Below are 18,631 nucleotides of genomic sequence, written 5' to 3'. Positions count from 1 at the left end.
ATCCCGTTAATAAGAAAATGAAAGCCGCAGTGCCAGTGCTGCCAGGGTGACTAACAGTACCGGCAGGGTCATAACGATACCGGTGCGGAAATAGTATCCCCAGGTGATATGCATATTTTTCTGCGAGAGAACGTGAAGCCAGAGCAACGTGGCAAGGCTGCCGATAGGCGTTATTTTGGGGCCGAGGTCGCAGCCGATGACGTTTGCGTACACCATTGCTTCTTTTATCACCCCTGCGGCTGAACTGGCCTCGATGGACAGGGCACCAATTAACACCGTCGGCATATTATTCATCACTGAGGAGAGAAAGGCGGTGATAAGGCCCGTGCCCAGCGTTGTCACCCACACGCCTTTATCAGCAAGCCAGTTGAGAAGTTGCGTAAGAAAAACGGTCAGTCCTGCATTACGCAACCCGTAAACAACCAGATACATACCCAACGAAAAGATAACGATCTGCCAGGGCGCGCTACGTAGCACTTTTCCGGTGCTGATGACCTGACCTTTTTTCGCTACCGCTAATAATATCGCGGCACCGGTTGCGGCAATGGCGCTGACCGGAATGCCGAGCGGCTCCAGCACGAAAAACCCGACAAGAAGAATGACCAGAACTATCCAGCCGGTGTTAAAGGTTGCCCGATCCGTTATCGCCAGTGCTGGTGCCTCAAGCTTGTCGAGGTCGTAAACGGGGGGAATATCACGGCGAAAAAAGAGATGCAGCGTGAACAGTGTTGCAGCAATGGTTGCCAGGTTAACCGGAACCATCACCGCCGCATATTCAGAGAAACCAAGCCCGAAAAAGTCAGCCGACACAATATTAACGAGATTAGAGACCACAAGCGGCAGACTGGCGGTATCTGCAATAAAACCCGCTGCCATCACAAAGGCCAGGGTGGCGCGTTTGCTGAAGCCTAACGCCAGTAACATGGCAATAACGATGGGTGTCAGAATTAAAGCGGCACCGTCATTAGCAAATAGCGCCGCGACGGCAGCACCCAGTAAGACAATATAAGTGAAAAGCAGTCTGCCACGCCCTTTACCCCATCGCGATACGTGTAACGCCGCCCATTTGAAAAAGCCGCATTCATCCAGCAACAGACTGATGATAATAACGGCGATGAAGGTGGCCGTCGCATTCCAGACAATATTCCAGACAACAGGGATATCGCCGGGATGGATAACGCCACTTAGCATCGCCAGCAAAGCACCGATGACAGCGCCCCAGCCAATACTTAACCCTTTAGGCTGCCAGATAACCAGCACTAGTGTGAATAAAAAAATAGCACCTGCCAGAAACATAACGCTCTCCATCACATATAGATTGGGGAATATGTATTTTGCATTTAGCACCTTCCCGGCGAAATCGCTTTCACCCTGGATTGCAACATTTCCCGCTGCGCATTCCACGCGGAATCGATAATGCTGGCGGCCCATGCCGGAATATGTGGCGATAAACGGTAATGCACCCATTTCCCCTCACGGCGGTCAGCCACAAGGTTAACGTCACGTAACATAGCCATATGCCTGGATATTTTTGGCTGAGATTCTCCGGTCGCGCCGCAAAGATCACAGACACACAGCTCACCGGCTTCACGAAGCAGCAGCACTATTGAAAGCCGGGTCTCATCGGAGAGCATTTTGAAGAGATGAAGCGGAAGAAGCATATCCGGCCTTATCGCAATGGTTTTCATATATGTTAAACCATATGTGATGAAAGTGAAAAGCCAGATATGATCCTGGTTGCGCCAAAAGCGGAGTGGTAAGGCATGACTTCAACTGCTGAGTGACGGCCATCGTTTAAAAAACCGCGGCCGTTCACGTCACAAGCTTGCGCTCTGTTTAAGGGAGACGAAGGGCGTCAGAAATTTACCCATTCTTCATTCACCAGTTTCCCGGCAGGACGAACATGTGCGACGCCCTTAGATTTAACACTCTCTTTTTTCACCGCCAGCGGTTCCTGCTCGGTGTCCCGGCAGGTGAAGACTTTTACGCTGTCAACCAGCAGGGCAGCCTGCTCCTGAAGAGAGGTGCTGGCAGCTGAGGACTCTTCAACCAGGGCAGCATTTTGCTGAGTTGTGGTATCGATTTGCCCCATCGCCAGGTTTATCTGATGAATACCATCACTCTGCTCAAGGCTGGCTTTGGTAATGTCATCCACCAGTTTCTGCACGCTGGCGACATTCGCGACGATATCTTTCATTCCGCTGTCCGCATCATCGACCAGAGTACGACAGGTGTCGATTTTGCCAAGTGACGATCCGATTATCTCCCTGATCTCCTTCGCTGAAGAGGAGCTTCGTTGTGCCAGGGTACGTACTTCTCCGGCGACCACGGCAAATCCTCGGCCCTGCTCCCCTGCCCGCGCGGCTTCAACTGCCGCATTGAGCGCGAGTATATTTGTCTGGAACGCAATCCCTTCGATAGCCGTAACGATAGCGTTCATCTGCCCGGAAGCGGCATAGATGTCCTGCATGCTCACGGAGACCTCATGCATGCGTTTGCTATTTTTTTGAATGACATCGCCAGCTTCGCCAAACAGATGATTCACAGTGCGTGAATTTTCCGCCGTACTTTTGATGGTGGCCGTTAACTGTTCGAGGGTTGCCGCTGTCTCTTCCACACTGGCTGCTTGTTCTTCTGTTCTGGAGGCAAGGTCGTGATTGCCTGCATTAATCTCATTCGCGGCAAGCGAGATGTTTTCGGCACCTTTTCTTACATGGCTGACGGTTGAGTTCAGCCCGACCGTCATCTCTTTGAGGGAGAGCAGCAGGTTGCCAAGTTCATCTCTCGAATGCACGTTGACATCTACCGTTAATTCGCCTGCTGAAACCCGTTTTGCAACCGACACCGCCTCTGCTAAAGGGCGAGTGATACTGCGGGTGATATACAATGAAATCCCGATACCCGAGACAATACTCAACAGGATAAAGGTCAGAATTATGGTTTTTGAAGAGGAGGCTTCATTGTGTACACCGAGATACGACTTATCGATTAATGACTTCTGAAACGACTTTAGCTCCATCAGCGCGTTAACGTACCCTTCTGTGGCAGGGTAAAATTGCGATGAAATAAAAGCAGTGGTTATCTCTTGATTACCTTCGCGGGCAAGCTTAAAGCCATTTGTACGCAGTGAGACATATTTCTCTCTTGCACTCACGACATTTTCAAGGAGGCGTTTGCCCGTTGGCAGCCGTAATAAGGGGGTGAGTGTTTTCTGCACTGAATTTATGCGTTCTGAATTCGTTTTCATGGTTTTCAGAATGTCATCCTGTGCTTTGACATCCCTGGCGTTCATTGCCGCCAGTGCAAGGCCATTATTAACGCTGACGAGCTGTACCCAGTCATTAACTAATCGTTCTTTAACCAGATGCCACTGAATTATTTCATCTACTTTTTTTTCACTGTTCACGGTCAGCCAGTAGGAGCTTGCTCCCATGATGACTATCATCATGATGAGCAGTGCGAACCCGGTTGCCATACGTGTTCCCACCTGCAAATTCTTTATAATCATAAATCCCTCGATCTCCGTGATAAAGTTAAGCTGGCGCGCATAAAGGATAAGCCATGCTTAATTATCTAATTTATTCACTGTTATGTTATCGGCGGAAACTCAGGCAAACTTTATGGTTAATTCTGAACGATCGCAGTTACCTTTCGGTGAGGTTTACGGGAATGTGAGATACTTCACCTCTCACTCCCGTAAAGCGAAGTTTTTATCGTTATCGTCTAAAACTCAAATCCAGCAGCTGTCTTTCAACAGGTTTGCTAATATAATATCCTTGCAGCACATCACATTGATTTTCTATCAAAAAATTCATCTGCTGCTCTGTTTCGACCCCTTCAGCGGTGACCTCCATAGAATAAGCTTTACCCAGCGCGATCATTTTCTCGACCACATTCTGACTCTCTGCCGACTCGTCCATTGCATTAACAAAACTCTTATCAAGTTTGATGCCGTCAAAATGGAATTTACGTAGATAACTCACTGACGCATAGCCCGTGCCAAAGTCATCGATGAGAAAACGGACGCCCTGCTCTTTGAGTTTTTTCATGATGTTAAAGGTCTTATCCGGATCCGTGAGAATGACATTTTCGGTGACTTCAATTTCCAGTTTGTGGGGATCAAACCCGGTTTCGGCAATAATTCTGGCGATTCGGGAACAAAGATCGCCTGAACTAAACTCTATAGCGGAAATATTTACCGACACCGCTTTATTCCTGAAATAAAGCGGTGCATCAGTACAGGCGCGTTTCAATACCCAGTCACTAAGGTCAACAATTAACCCCGTATCCTCGGCAACGGGTATAAAGGTATCCGGCATCACGATACCTTTCTGTGGATGACGCCAGCGAACCAGTGCCTCAACGGCCTCAATCCTGTTAGTGCAGGCATTGTACCTTGGCTGGTAGACCAGGAAGAGCTGATTGTTATGTATTGCCGAGCGCAACTCGATTTCCAGCTGCCTGCGTTCGGAAATTTCTTCATACATATCAGGGTGATAGAGAACCCACTTATTCCTTCCAGTCTGTTTGGCGCGGTACAGGGCAATATCGGCATAGCGTAGAAGATCGGTGCTGGTGGTGCCGTGCTCAGGTGCCAGCGTTACGCCCATACTGACGCCAACAGATATCTCATTGCCTTCAATAACAAAGGGATGATTTAACGCCTCCACAATCCGGGCGCAAATGTCATTAATGTTATGGATTTCATCCATCGCCGAGAGTACCACTAAAAATTCATCACCCCCCTGCCTCGCAACCAGGTCACATTTGCGCAGACAGCGCTGGAGACGAACCGAAACCTCAGCTAATAATGCGTCCCCGGCGGCATGACCAAAAAGATCGTTAACAGGTTTAAATTTATCAAGATCGATACTGATGAGTGCAAAGGGGCTGTTTTGTAAATTGCTGATATGCGTATTGAGATGCTCTTTTATCTGATGGCGATTAGGTAAACCGGTGAGCTCGTCGTGGAAAGAAAGATAGTGGATACGTTTAATTGCTTCGACTTCATCAGTAATATCCGTGGCGGCACCGCGAAATCCGATTGCTCCATTTTCCAGAACAATTTTTTTTGCAACCAACGTACAGATTCGCGTGTGATTATCTTTGGTGAAATACCGGCAGTGTTCAGCCACGCAGTGCGGTGGTTGTTCTTGTGCGTACCAGTTGCTAAACAGATTTTGTTGTTCCGGGAATAAAGTCCCCAGACTTTTACCGATCCAGTCCTTCTTATCAAGGCCAGTAACCGTTGAGAATTTGTCAGAAATCCAGGTGATAGTCAGATGGGCATCGGACTCCCAGAGCCAGTCACTGGTAATTTCGCTGGCATCGCGAAAACGCTCCTCGCTTTTTTGTAATGCCAGACGGGTGCGCCACAAGAGTTTAGTTTTTTCATCCTGAGCCTTGGCTTTTTTTATCAGGTGACGAAGCAATAGCAGCAGCAGAATCACAGTGAGGAGCATGATAATAAACAACAGCGGCATCTGAACGACAAGAAGATTTTTCCCGGGGTTTTCGCTATTCCAACCCACGCTAATACGGCCTGCGGCGGAGTTTAGAGAAAGGACGCGTTGGCTGGAGATAAAATTCTGCTCTGCGTTATTTATTATGCGAATATCATTAACGCCAATTTCCTCACCCATCCTTTTTAATTTTTCCGGCGTTAGTCTGTCTACAAAAATCAAATAAGAGTGGACCGATGATCGATAAGAGACACGATTATCCTCTCCCGGAACAATCCAGGCGGCGGAAACAATACTCAATACTGAATTAGTAATAGCAAGATAAGATACGGTTTTGCCATTGTTCTTATTTACACGTTGAAATAAGTCAGCGGCCAACGCTTCATCTCCGAGCCACGCTTTCAGGTCCTGCGAAACGAGTTTGCCATTGATGACGCTGTAGTTTGTCTTCTCGTCGTGAGAGACCACAAAAACACCTTCATAGCCAAAATTGTCGAAGATTGATTTGCCAAGGTTCTGGCTATCCCAGGCCCACGTCGTGTCCACCTTATTATGCAAATGAACATAAGCCTCGCCCCACTCGGCGTTATCTTGCAAATGGCTTCGCATATCTGACTGCCTTTTTTCAAAAGCATGGGTGATTAAAAAGCTATCATGTCTGTCTGTAATAAAATTTACCTGTTCTGAGATATAAAACAGTGAGCTTATTGCGGCAATAAACACACCTATCACAACAGGAACCAGAATGATAAATGTTCTCATTATCAATGATTTGGATTTCCCTGGCACGTCGTAGGTAAGATCTTGATGAAAATTAACCATATAACCGTTCTCGATTTTTTTATATTAGAAATCAGATGATGTTATCTGTTATGTACTTATCGGCAATTTCACTTATTAATGTAATAAAATTTCCTGGATTCTAACGCGCTGACTTCTTTATCTATTTCTTTTGCTGTCTTGATAAAACATTTCTCTTGTTTAAAAAATGCGCACGCTCTGCGGATTTGCTCACCAGCGTGACTCCAGCCTCATAGCGGCGCGAAAGATGCTATGATCCAGCACATACCGTAATAGCTGCCACTGACAGGCGCACACGCACCAGGAGTGATTGATGAATCAGGAAATCTCTTTGAAATACTATGACATCGCAGATGAGTACGCGACGGAGGCGAACGAACCGGTCGATGAGGCCGAGCGCGACGCGCTGGCGGCTTACTTTCAGTTACTGTTAACCCGTTTAATGAATAACGAAGAGATCAGTGAGGAAGCGCAGGGTGAAATGGCACTCGAAGCGGGCATTAATCCCGCCCGCATCGATGAAATTGCGGAGTTCCTTAACCAATGGGGCAATGAATAACCCATCCCGAAGACCCGTTTCTGCTCATCCTCAGCACGATGTGAATCTGTTGCCCGGCGGTAGGCGCTACCACCGGTGACAGGTCCGCGTAGCGGTGGTTTAAGCAGCAAAATGCGTGCTTTAACTAAAATGCACGGCATTTTCTGGCTTTTCCCGACCTTTTACATTTAATTTGCAAATTTTTTGCATCATTAACAGTTTCATTTCGTCAGCCTGTTAAGGTAACTTGTATCACGTGGAGTTATGAGTTCGAGCGGAATGATGAGGTAGCGAATGTATGCTTTTGTAGCCAGACAGGCTATTTTCGATAGTCAAATGAACACCGTCGGCTATGAACTGCTTTTCAGGGATAGCATGACTAACCGTTTCCCGGATGTGTCTTCTGAACAAGCCACTACCCAGCTTATCGAAGAGCAGTTTTTTGGTGCCCCGGTAGGACGTAAAAACGAAACCAATTCGGTTTACGTTAACTTCCCGCATCAGTTAATACTGGACGGGCTGGCAGAAACACTGCCAAAAAACCGTGTTGTTATCGAGATTCTGGAAACCGCCTCCCCCGATCAGCAGCTCCTCAGTGCTGTAAAAAGGCTGCATAGCCTGGGGTTTCGCCTGGCACTTGACGATTTCACGATGAGTCCGGAATGGGATATTTTCATTCCTTACGTCAATGTCATTAAATTTGATGTACAAAAAAATACGCAGCAGGAGATTGGAAGTTATCTTCAACACCATCGCCAGCTAATACGCAACGTTGTGTTGTTAGCAGAAAAAGTTGAAACTAACGAAGAGTACGACGCCTATAAAAAAATGGGCTTCAAACTCTTTCAGGGTTACTTTTTCAGCAAACCGGTTGTCTATAAAAGAAACAAGTTGATGCATAATCGCGCATTTGCGCTAAAGCTTATGCAGGAAGTGAACGTTGAATATCCGAGCCTGAACAGGATTGAGGATCTGCTTAAACGCGACGTTTCGTTATCCTTTAAAATTATGCGTTATGCGCAAAATATCCTCTATAACACCCGGGGGATAACAGGACTTCGCAATCAGTCTTTGAAAGATATTGTGCTCTATTTAGGCATTAATGAGCTGCGCCGTTTTGTGCTGGTGGCATGTTTAACCTCATTTGAGACCGTCAGAACCGCAGAGATTTATTATATGAGCCTGATCCGTGCCAAGTTTTGTGAGCTTTTGGCCGGACGCAGTTCGTCACATGCCTTGTCCAATGAAGCATTCATGGTTGGTCTGTTCTCCCTGCTGGATGTGATCCTTGAAACGCCCCTCGACGAGTTAATGGGCCAAATCGCTGTGTCGCCAGAGGTCATGGAAGCGCTTAAAGATCAGGAAGGTATACTCTATCGCTATGTGACTCTTGCGCAACTCTATGAGAAACGTTTGTGGACGGAAGCCAGTGACATGGCGGGAGAACTGGGTATCTCTGAACATACTGTTATGGAAATGATGAACAGGGCCACGAAATGGGCCGATGAGATCCCTGTCGGGTTCGGTAAATAATCCGAACTCGTCACGTTTGGTATTTTACCAGCAGGTGACTGTTTCTTTTGAAACATTATTTCATCTTGATAATGATTATTTTATTTTCATTTTATTTACATTATTAACAATTATCTTAACCCTTAAGGTAAACTTGCTTTTTGGGCATTACCACAATCTTATGACGATAAAATTGTGTGATTAAGATCAATTAAATAAAATCAACATTCTCGCCTGCGTGCCGTTATTACTATTACCATTCATAACAAAAATGACGACCATGAAAAAATTGTCCCAGACATCTGTATTAACAAAATTACTAACCGGTTTTTCTATCTTAATAGCAATGATGCTCATTCTGGGCGCTGTTGCCATTTATCAGCTCAACGCGACCAATCATCATATCGACAAATTTCGCGAAAATCGTATGCCGGGCATTCGCTATACGCTCGAGATGCGTGGCGTATTATCGGAAATGCGGCTTCAACAAACCCAGTATATTGCCTCAGTTACCCCTGAAGAACGTGAAAAGCATCGCGTGGAACTGCTGCAAAATCAGGCAATCTTCCTCAATGCACAGCAGCATTATGAAAAACTCAGTAAGGACGCACCTGAGGAGATGCGCGCCCTGTTTACAACGGTCGCTGATAACTTTCGCAACTTTGTCGACGTTAACGGCAAAGTAATCGAAGCGGTTAGCGCAGGCAGGCTGGAGGAAGCGTCAAAAATTAGCGGTGCGGTCTCCTCTAAATACCGCACTTCATTGATGGCAGATCTCGCGAAACTGGTTGATCAGGAAGTTGCTATGGGCGATTCGGCCGGACGCGCTTCTCAGGCCGGTTATACCAGCGCGCTTTATACTTTCTCTGCTTTGCTGCTGCTTGCGCTGATTGCCACCGGGTTCATCGCCCTCTTTATCTCGCGCAGCCTCTCCCGCCAGTTAGGTGGCGAGCCCGCCTATGCGGTATCAATTATGCATGAAATTGCGTCGGGCAATCTGAAAGCCGACGTGCAATTACGCGACAACGACAATAACAGCCTGTTAGCAACCATTAAGCTGATGAACAGTAAGCTGGCTGAAATTATTGATGGCATCATTAATGGCAGCGAATCCATATCGCTTGCCGCTAATGAAATTGCGCAAGGTAACAGCGATCTTTCTCAGCGCACTGAGGAACAGGCTGCCTCTCTGGTTCAGACCTCTTCCAACATGCAGCAGATCACTGAGAACGTGAAAAGTAATGCTGATAACGCCAGAAAGGCGAGTGAACTGGCGCGTGAAACCTCGCAGACGGCGGTAAAAGGCGGCAAAGAGGTCGATGATATGCTCAAGCGTATGCATGAAATCGCCCATAGCTCGCAGAAAATTGTCGATATTATCTCTGTAATCGAAGGCATTGCTTTCCAGACCAACATCCTCGCGCTGAATGCCGCCGTCGAAGCAGCCCGTGCGGGAGAGCAAGGTAAAGGTTTTGCCGTGGTCGCCGGGGAAGTGCGTAACCTGGCGCAAAAAAGTTCTTCGGCGGCCAAAGAGATCAAGCTTTTGATTGAAGGCACCGTCGACAAAATTACTGATGGATCGCGTTATGCCGACACGGCCAGCCGTGCAATGGAGCAGATAGTGACTTCCGTGAATAAAGTCACCGACATCGTAGCGGAAATTTCTGCGGCATCCACTGAACAGCATCAGGGCATCAAAGAGATAAGCCTGGCGATAGACCAGATGGATACCGTGACGCAACAGAACGCTTCGTTGGTAGAACAGGCAGCGGTCGCCGCCCAGTCAATGACGGAGCAGAGTGAAATGCTGCGCGATTCGGTGCGTTTCTTCCAGCTGCGTATGCAGAACGCCTAATAACTGGGTCATTGTAGATCAGGACGCAGAATTATCGGCGTCCTGTTACCTGGTTTTTTCTCCATATCCATATCCTAATTTAGCACTTCTCCTTACTAAATCCCCCTCCCTCAGCTTCCTCAACAGCCACTTTCAATTACTCTGCTTGCTTATCGTCTGACACGGCATTGAAGTTTGCAGTATCAGACGAATTGCTACTCTAAAAGGTAGTGACGATAAGTTTACGGAACAAGGAAGGACGGTTATGACAAAAGGACACTTTTTAGTTATCGGGGACCGGACAACCTGCGGCGGAATCATTATTGATGGCGCTGAGGATTACGTTATTGAGGGAGAGCCGCAAGCAAGAGAGTTCGATCGGGTAACGTGTGGCAAACATACCGGCATTTACATTATTGTCGGAGGCGTACCTGAAATATACCGTGGAGGCAGGCGGATGGCAGGCTCGCAGCACAGTAGAAGCAGTTGCCCCTGTCATGCCAAACTGATCGCATCGAAGCTGAACGTTGAGTACGGAGTTTATGAACAGTATGAACCTGAACAACGGGCGCAGTCTGGCCGGAAATCATTGGTCGGGAAGATACAATCAGCCTCAGAAGATTGCCAGCAATGCGAAACGGAAGAAAAGTTGCGTGAAATTACCCTTACGCTGGGTTTGTTCTTTGATGGCACCGGTAATAACGCGTTTAATATCAGCAACATGATGCAAGGCTGCACCGCTGACCTTCATGGTTTTTCTGACCCTGCTGTAGAAGACTTATTGCGTCAATGTGCAGATGCATCATTTGATGTAAAAGGTATTGGTGCGACAAGCTATTTAGGCTATTACACCAATGTGCACTGGTTGGCGACGTTATATAGAAAAAAGTTTAATAAGCATGAAACACACATGCAGCAAGCGATATATATTGATGGCATAGGCACAGAGTCCGGTAAACCAGATAGCGTCATCGGGCAGGGGCTTGGAATATCTGATACTGGAGTGTTGGCCAAAACGGACAAAGCCATATCGCTTCTATCATCAACAATTTCGAGAAGCATACAACAGCTCTCATCAACACTACCTGCCGATAATGAGCTTATCCTTTCTAACCTCCAGTTTGACATTTTTGGTTTCAGCCGTGGTGCGGCCGCCGCCCGACATTTTGCTAATCGTATTCATGCTGAAGAATCTATTATCGTCGAAGCCATACGTAAAGGTACAGGTGAGATACCTTACAAGGGAGCACCCGCAGGCAAAGTTCGTTTTATAGGTATTATGGACACGGTGGCTGCGATCGGTACGCCTGTCAATGGTTTAAATCCGCATACAGCAGATACCGGAGAAGTGAATATTGTCTTGCGGCCAGGCGTGGCTGAGAAAGTTTTTCATATTACCGCAGAAAATGAGTGTCGCTTTAATTTTGCTTTAAATAGTGTGCAACCTGCATGGCCCGAACTAAGCCTGCCGGGTGTACATTCCGATATTGGCGGAGGCTACCTCCCAATCGTTTTCGAAAATTTATTTCTAACCCGCCCGGAAACGGATACTGTTCCTGCCAATTTGCCTGGTGAGCAAACCCGTGGCTACCGTCAGACATTGAAAAAGAAGGCTGGGCTTAAGCTTGCATCTGCAATGGCACCAATAGTGCATACTACCCCAACAAACGCTGAAACATGGTGTGATGACCGATTACCACCGGATCGTTATGGTGTTGCTCAGAAAAGAAATTATGCGGCATTAACGGTGCGTAACAGGAAAGTAAAACATGATTGGTCAAAAGTTGTGTTGCGGGTCATGCTTGATGCAGCGCAAGATGCTGGCGTTTTGTTTGATAATGTTGAAACAAATGATGAATTTACTCTTCCAGATGAACTCATCCCGCTGCGCGAAAAAGCCATCAGAATGGGAAAAGCAGTGCGCTCTGGTAAGATACCTCCACCCTTTACTCTAGATGAGCTGGATATCATCGGCGATGAGTATATTCATTGTTCTGCCCACTGGAATCCGATTAAGACTGATAAGACAGGAATGATCCAGGGAGGTGCTCACCCCTCAGTTCTTATTGGGTTTGTTAATCGGCCAGACGATAACTGGCAGCGAACTATTTATGACATGGACGGACATAAAATATGAGGGCCTTAATCATTGCTTCTGTCATCTTTATAAGCTTGTTAGCAGCCTGTACGTCACGAGTTCCGCACACTTTATTAGAAGCGGATGAGATGCCTTATGGCAAATGGAGTTTTGTCTTTTTTACTCCCTACGCACTTAGTGCCTCAGTTAACCGGGTAATGATTATTGATTCAAACAATATCGTTTCCTCATATCTCACCCTGGATTACACGCCTGATGATGAAGATACATTTTCAACATGGCATAACAGGGTTTATATGCAGGTATTGTTTAATAAAGCCCCACGGCCGCCCGCTGAGATGCTGTTTTGCTGGGACTCCATTATCGACAAAAGGACCTACGAAACTCGCATTATCTTTGACCCTGCATTGCGGGATATTATGCTGACGCCAACGGGTAAGGATCTAATGGGCGAAACAGCATGGTATGACACCCTGCTGTTTGGGCTGGCACCAGAAGGCAAGGTCCGTATCTGGCTACAGAACAGCGCCGGAGGCGAAAATGTGCCGCTGATCCCCCGTGCCATTACCACCCTGTCCGGCGACAAGCTGAAAGTATGCAAAGGAATAACCAACCATACCAGGGGATACCGTTATACCCAGACCACGCAATCTTTTATTAAAGACAAAACTTACCCTTACGGAAGCTGGTAAAAAAGAGCGGGATAATCATGCATCTACTACTGGTTGCCAGATATCCCTTCTCAGTAAGTGCGAATCATCAATACTTTATATTCTGACTTCGCGCTCTTCCGTTGTTTCTACGTGTAAATTTTATTCATAGGTCAGTTTTCTTATTGAAGCCCTGCACGATCAAGTCCGTAAGCGGCATCCTGCGAGCCGGGTTGCATGCGGGAGAGGAGCTGCAGTCGGTTCCAGGCATTTATCAGAGCAATAGCAAACGTCAGCTCCGAGATCTCTTCATCAGTGAAATAGTCACGTGTTGCAAGGTAAAGCGCATCGGATATCCCTTCTGCGTCCGGGCGCGTGACCGATTCAGTCAGGGCCAGCGCCGCTTTTTCTTTCTCACTGAACAGGGGCGACTCACGCCAGATAGCAATATGGTAGAGGCGTAATTCACGCTCACCGCGTAACTTAGCCTGCTTAACGTGCATATCCAGACAAAATGCGCAGCCATTCAGTTGCGATGCCCTGATATCCACCAGATTTTTAATGCCACCATCCAGGCTGCTTTTATGCGACGCCATACTGGCATCGCCAAGGGTTTTGATCAGTGTTGGTATTGTCTGGAAGTGGTTCACGCGTGCGCTCATTTCATTTTCCTCATTTATTAATTCAACCGAACCAATAATAGGGATTTATGGCATAGTAAAAAGAGGCAAAAAACCACTTTCGAGGTAGGACATGAAGACAGGATATCGTGAAATTTATGCACGATTCAGAGAAGATATCCTTCAAGGCTTACGTAAACCCGGCGATAAAGTCCCTTCGGTGCGATTGCTGGCCACTGAACTGAAGGTCGCACGTAAAACCGTCGAGACAGCCTACGCCATTCTGGCTGGAGAGGGTTATCTGGTGACTCAGGGTGCCCGGGGTACCCGAATCAATCCTGAACTAAAACTCCCTGCCGTTAAGAAAATCGCGCCCCAGCCGCCATTGCAGGACACCCCGCTCGCCTCTGTCGTCAATCTTCGAGACCAGCAAGGCTTTATGCGGCTGGGAATACCCGCGCTGGATGCGTTCCCGACAAAAAAATGGCTCTTACTGTCCGCAAAAACGCTGCGCGCTCTGCCTGCTACCGAGATGGTCAATCCACCACTGATGGGTTATCCGCCTCTGCGGGAAGCCATCGCCCGATATCTCAATATTTCTCGCGGACTGAACTGTTCTGCCAATCAGATATTCATCACGAGTGGATATCGTAATAATCTCTCCCTGATCCTCACAACGCTCGCCGAAGAGCAGGATAAAGTCGTACTGGAGGATCCAGGTTACTTCTTTGGCCAGCAGTTGCTTAAAAGAACGGTCAAAAATCTGCATACGGTACCGGTCGATGCCCAGGGTCTTGATGTTAATTATCTCCTTGCACACCATCCGGACACGCGGTTTGTTTTCACCACCCCCTCCCACCATAGTCCTCTTGCGGTTACGCTTTCTCTGCCCCGTAAACATCAACTTCTGGAATGGGCCAGGGCAAACAATGCATGGATTATCGAAGATGATTACGATGGAGAGTTTCATTACACACGTAAAGTGTTACCTGCCCTGAAAAGCCTGGATACGCATGACCGGGTTATCTACATGGGGACCTTCAGCAAAACTATCCTGCCCTCGCTGCGCATCAGCTACCTGGTAATGCCCCGTTCGACAATCAATGCCTTTCATGAAACAGGCGAGATCACTGAAAACGGCCAGCCGATATTGACGCAAAAAATTGTCGCCAGCTTTCTTTCCGAGGGTCACTTCTTCCGGCATCTCAAAAAAATGCGCGCGCTCTATCAGCAGCGGCGGGAAATGATGATTGCTGCGCTCCGCCACGTCTTCTCCGACTGTCTGGAAGTGGAAAATCGTGATGGCGGGATGCATATCGTGGCATACCTTAAACAGCCTATCAGTGATGTCGGGCTGGCAAAGATCTGGCATCAACATCAGCTCAGAGTGAGTCCACTGTCCGAGTGGTACAGCGATGTGACTGAACGATATGGACTGATTATGGGATATACAAACCTGGTATCAGAGGGAGAGGCCATTGCTCTGTTTAAACGGGTCGAGCCGGAAACGCGGGCGTATCTGGGGATCTGAAAGGGGGATACCCCCTTTCAGACACTACTCAGGGCAAAGCACTGACGAATGAGATATCCCATGCCGTGGCAAGAAGCGAGATACCGAATACCAGACCCATGACGAGCGGTAATGTCTTTTCAAGCTTTTCCATTGCTTGTCCCCCTCTTCGTTCGTGTTGAACCTGTTAAGGCACAACGGTTTTCCCCGGTCGACGGCGTCGACGCGTGTGTGGCTGTTAAAAGTATAGAAAGAAACAGCCGCACTGATGAGCTATTTGTGGTTTTTGCGCCGATGTTAATGTCGGGAATAGTAGATTGATAAATAGTATGTTGTAACTAATAGCAGAGTAAAAATAAAGGCGCTCCCGGCCAAAGACTGAGAGCGCCCCTTTTTAGTGGGCGACGAGAATTAGCAGAGCGGTTTTACCGCGTCACGCATACCGCGCAGCAGAATAGCATCAAGATCCAGAGAAACCTGTTCTACCAATCCTGATACCTGGCTTAAATCCTGTTCCCAGTGTTCGCTCACGGACAGAACATTTCGTACCAGTTCCGTGGTGCTAATCTGACGGTCGCGGTGCTGCGTCCACAACTGCTGATAACGCTCGAGCCAGTGTGCATCATCCTGGACCGGATAGGCTTCGCCATTACGCTCGGCACGGTAGAAAGCAATAAGCGCGGCAAGGGCGAACGTCAGACGAGCAGGCAGTTTGCCCTGTGTCTCCTGCCCTTTCAGCAGCTGCGGCAGTATACGGGTGCGGAACTTGGTCATGCCGTTTAACGCAATGGAGAGCAACTGATGTTTGATGTAGGGGTTACGGAAACGCCCGGTTACGGCGCTCGCGAACGAGGCCAGTTCATTACGCGGCAGATCGAGCACCGGAATGATCTCTTCGTAAATAGCTTTTTCGACGAACGCGCAAATTTCTGCGTCGTTCATTGCTTCCCCTACGGTGTCCAGACCGGCCTGGTAAGCCACCGGCACCAGCGCAGTGTGCGCACCATTGAGAATCGCGACTTTACGTTCTTTGTACGGCTTGATGTCATCGACAATCAGCACATTGAGCGGGAACTGATCCAGACGTAACTCCTGCGCCAGTGATTCCGGCCCCTGAATAACAAACAGATAGAAGTGTTCGGCAGTATCCAGGAAGTTGTCGTGATAGCCCAGTTCCGCTTCAATTTTAGCCACTTCATCACGCGGGTAACCCGTCACAATACGGTCAACCAGCGTTGAGCAGAAGGTATTGGCCTCATTGAGCCATTGCGTAAACGCCGCCGGCAACGCCCAGTCCTGCGCATAACGGACAACCAGCTCATGCAGTGCCTCACCGTTGTAATCAATCAGCTCACACGGAATGATTACCCAGCCTTTATCCGCTGCGCCGGCGAAGTGGGTAAAGCGTTCGAACAACAAACGGGTCAGTTTAGCGGGGTAGCTGACCGCAGGGGCATCCTCAAATTTGTCACCGGCATGGTAGCTGATACCCGCCTCGGTGGTATTTGAGAAGACAAAACGCATGTCCGGATTGTGGGCCAGTTTCAGGAACTCTTCGTACTGACTGTAAACGCTGATTTCGCGGTTAACGGAGCGAATCAACCGGGAGTCACTGACTGCCTCCCCCTGTTCGTTCAACCCACGGATAATAGTGGTGTACAAACCGTCCTGAGTGCTGAGTGACGGTGGGAAGGTACTGTCAATAGGACGCACCACCACAATCCCCGCATTCAAATCGGTGTGTTCATTCAACAGGTCAATCTGCCAGTCAACGAAAGCACGTAAGAAGTTGCCTTCACCGAACTGAATCACGCGTTCAGGGTAAGAAGCACCGGGAAAATCGCGACGGTTTACAGTGTTCACAATGGGTTCCTTTTTTGATTAGTCATACAACCTGGGAGGATTGGTGTAATAACTTATCAGACTTTTAAACCACTAACCCCTGTTTTGATCAAAGTGAGCAGACAAATTTAACGGCTATCACAAAAACTTATAAAAAATGCTGGTACTTGCCATTTCCCCATCCGGCATCAATGCATAACGCGGAATTTCTCCCACCTTTTGCCAGCCCGCCCGGCTGTAAAAGATTTCGGCCCCGCTGCCGGTCGTGGTGTCCAGAACCAGTACGGTTTTACCCTCGTCCCGTGCAGCGGTTTCCAGCGCGGCCATTAAGCGGCCCGCGATACCCTGACGCCGGGCCCTTTCGTGCACCAGTAACTTCGCAACGTCTGCGCGATGGGGTTGGTTTTCGGGTTGATCGAGGATGAGCTGGACCGTACCAACAATACCCTGCCCGTCCCGTTCGACCAGCACCACTCGCTCCCCTCGCGAAACGCTCAGGGCGACGTTTTGCCAGAAAGCGATGGAGGTAGCGCGATCAAAGGGCAACATGAAACTGACAGAGGCACCGCCCTGTACACAGTTTTCCAGTACGAGACTAAGTTCATTAATACAGGAGGTGATTTCGTCCGCGGTAAGGGACTGGAGAGAAGCAGGCGTGGTCATTTTTATTCCTTAAAAACAACCACTATGCATTGACCCTGGCTACTGCACAATCCGCAGCGTCAGAGTTTTTTGTTATGCCCCGCGGGCCTGATGGTTTTTGGATTTCATGGCATACATCTTTTCGTCTGCATCCCTGAGCCACTGCTTCACGTCTCCCTCGCTGTTATGGTCAAACTCACTGACGCCCCAGGAAAAAGCCAGCTGCCAGGGTTTACCGGAGGATGCGTTCCAGGCCTTCGTCTGCTCCGCAAGGTGTTCGACGGCTATCCATGCGCCATTCTCATGGGTGTCCGAGAAGAGCACCGCAAATTCATCACCGCCATAACGCACCAGCAGATCGGCCTCTCTGAAGCTGGCGCGCATCACCCCCGCCATCGCTTTCAGGGCTTCATCACCTTCGCTATGCCCCCAGGTGTCATTGATTTGTTTAAACCCATCCAGATCGAGCCACGCCAGTGCCAGCGGCTCAGCACGGCGACGGGCGCTGGAGATAGCGAACCTGACCAGGCTGTCAAAAGCCCGGCGGTTAAAGAGTCCGGTCAGCTCATCGGTGGTGGCCGCACTCATTACCGCGAACTCATTTTCCACAATGAGCGCAAAATCTTTCAGGATCTCGAGTTCGGCGGGGGTGAAATCACGTGGGCTGCGATCGATTAAACAAAATGATCCCACGGAGGCCCCATCGGGAAGATGAAGGGGGTAGCCCGCGTAAAAGCGCAGACCCTCTTCGCCATGAACCAACGGATTGCCATTAAATCGCTCATCCTGTTGGGTGTCATTTATGACCAGTGGCGACGCACTGAGAATGGTATGACCGCAAAAAGAGAGGCTTCGGGGCAGGTTTTCATAGGCCATGCCATCACTGGTCTTGAAATGGAGCGTTTGTTCCCCTACCAGCGTAACCAGGGCAACCGGGACATTGAACAACCGCTTTGCGAGCCGGGTCAGACGGTCAAAACGCTCGTTAGTACCGGTGTCGAGAAGGCCTGAGTCGCGAAGTGACGCCAGGCGTTGTTCCTCATTGGCAGGAGTTGCAGGTGCTTTCATAGGGTGCTTTCTCGCTATTCATTACCTGATCTATTCCGCGATGATAAAAACAGG

At 48.5% G+C, this 18,631-nt stretch carries 14 protein-coding genes; 6 read left to right on the top strand and 8 right to left on the bottom strand.

The genetic code is table 11. The annotated features are described in order from the left end of the window. Positions 1-6: 6 nt before the first annotated feature. The 4 genes from M1D91_RS11720 to M1D91_RS11705 form a co-directional block, all read right to left on the bottom strand. A complete protein-coding gene (locus M1D91_RS11720) occupies positions 7-1,296 on the bottom strand; it encodes an arsenic transporter (RefSeq protein WP_437433862.1) in 1,290 nt (429 codons plus the stop codon). Between the two features lie 44 nt (positions 1,297-1,340). Further along, entirely contained in the window at positions 1,341-1,661 is a 321-nt protein-coding gene (locus tag M1D91_RS11715; RefSeq protein WP_437433861.1) for a metalloregulator ArsR/SmtB family transcription factor, read from the bottom strand. Positions 1,662-1,855: 194 nt separating this feature from the next. After that, the gene (locus M1D91_RS11710) at positions 1,856-3,508 is read right to left on the bottom strand and encodes a methyl-accepting chemotaxis protein (protein WP_437433860.1); all 1,653 of its coding nucleotides are present in this window, start codon (positions 3,506-3,508) and stop codon (positions 1,856-1,858) included. Between the two features lie 208 nt (positions 3,509-3,716). After that, entirely contained in the window at positions 3,717-6,284 is a 2,568-nt protein-coding gene (locus M1D91_RS11705; RefSeq protein WP_437433859.1) for an EAL domain-containing protein, read from the bottom strand. Between the two features lie 292 nt (positions 6,285-6,576). Between M1D91_RS11705 and M1D91_RS11700 the strand changes: the two genes are divergently transcribed. From M1D91_RS11700 to M1D91_RS11680, 5 genes are all read left to right on the top strand, one after another. After that, the gene (locus M1D91_RS11700; RefSeq protein ID WP_437433858.1) at positions 6,577-6,822 is read left to right on the top strand and encodes a DUF2543 family protein; all 246 of its coding nucleotides are present in this window, start codon (positions 6,577-6,579) and stop codon (positions 6,820-6,822) included. Between the two features lie 273 nt (positions 6,823-7,095). Beyond that, positions 7,096-8,334: an EAL and HDOD domain-containing protein gene (locus tag M1D91_RS11695; protein ID WP_437433857.1), complete on the top strand. Its 1,239-nt coding sequence runs from the start codon at positions 7,096-7,098 to the stop codon at positions 8,332-8,334. Positions 8,335-8,593: 259 nt separating this feature from the next. Beyond that, a complete protein-coding gene (locus tag M1D91_RS11690) occupies positions 8,594-10,168 on the top strand; it encodes a methyl-accepting chemotaxis protein (protein WP_437433856.1) in 1,575 nt (524 codons plus the stop codon). Between the two features lie 244 nt (positions 10,169-10,412). Next, entirely contained in the window at positions 10,413-12,284 is a 1,872-nt protein-coding gene (locus M1D91_RS11685; RefSeq protein WP_437433855.1) for a PAAR domain-containing protein, read from the top strand. Next, on the top strand, positions 12,281-12,937 hold the full coding sequence (locus M1D91_RS11680) for a DUF2931 family protein (RefSeq protein ID WP_437433854.1): 657 nt from the start codon (positions 12,281-12,283) through the stop codon (positions 12,935-12,937). Before M1D91_RS11685 ends, M1D91_RS11680 begins: the two co-directional genes overlap by 4 nt. Positions 12,938-13,077: 140 nt before the next feature. Here M1D91_RS11680 and M1D91_RS11675 read toward each other — a convergent pair whose 3' ends face one another. After that, positions 13,078-13,557, bottom strand: a complete 480-nt coding sequence (locus M1D91_RS11675) for a carboxymuconolactone decarboxylase family protein (RefSeq protein ID WP_437433853.1) — start codon at positions 13,555-13,557, stop codon at positions 13,078-13,080. 91 nt (positions 13,558-13,648) lie between these two features. Here M1D91_RS11675 and pdxR point away from each other — a divergent pair, with 91 nt between their 5' ends. Beyond that, positions 13,649-15,046, top strand: a complete 1,398-nt coding sequence (gene pdxR / locus M1D91_RS11670; RefSeq protein ID WP_437433852.1) for a MocR-like pyridoxine biosynthesis transcription factor PdxR — start codon at positions 13,649-13,651, stop codon at positions 15,044-15,046. A gap of 390 nt (positions 15,047-15,436) precedes the next feature. On the opposite strand, the gene M1D91_RS11665 is transcribed toward pdxR, so the two are convergent. From M1D91_RS11665 to M1D91_RS11655, 3 genes are all read right to left on the bottom strand, one after another. Then, a complete protein-coding gene (locus tag M1D91_RS11665) occupies positions 15,437-16,888 on the bottom strand; it encodes a tagaturonate reductase (protein ID WP_437433851.1) in 1,452 nt (483 codons plus the stop codon). Between the two features lie 117 nt (positions 16,889-17,005). Beyond that, the gene (locus M1D91_RS11660) at positions 17,006-17,530 is read right to left on the bottom strand and encodes a GNAT family N-acetyltransferase (RefSeq protein WP_437433850.1); all 525 of its coding nucleotides are present in this window, start codon (positions 17,528-17,530) and stop codon (positions 17,006-17,008) included. A gap of 72 nt (positions 17,531-17,602) precedes the next feature. Further along, positions 17,603-18,577, bottom strand: a complete 975-nt coding sequence (locus M1D91_RS11655) for a sensor domain-containing diguanylate cyclase (protein WP_437433849.1) — start codon at positions 18,575-18,577, stop codon at positions 17,603-17,605. Positions 18,578-18,631 lie beyond the last annotated feature (54 nt).

This window comes from Enterobacter sp. SA197, assembly GCF_054131575.1.
The sequence above is the reverse complement of the archived record's forward strand: the minus strand, read 5'-3'. Positions and strand labels throughout refer to the sequence as shown.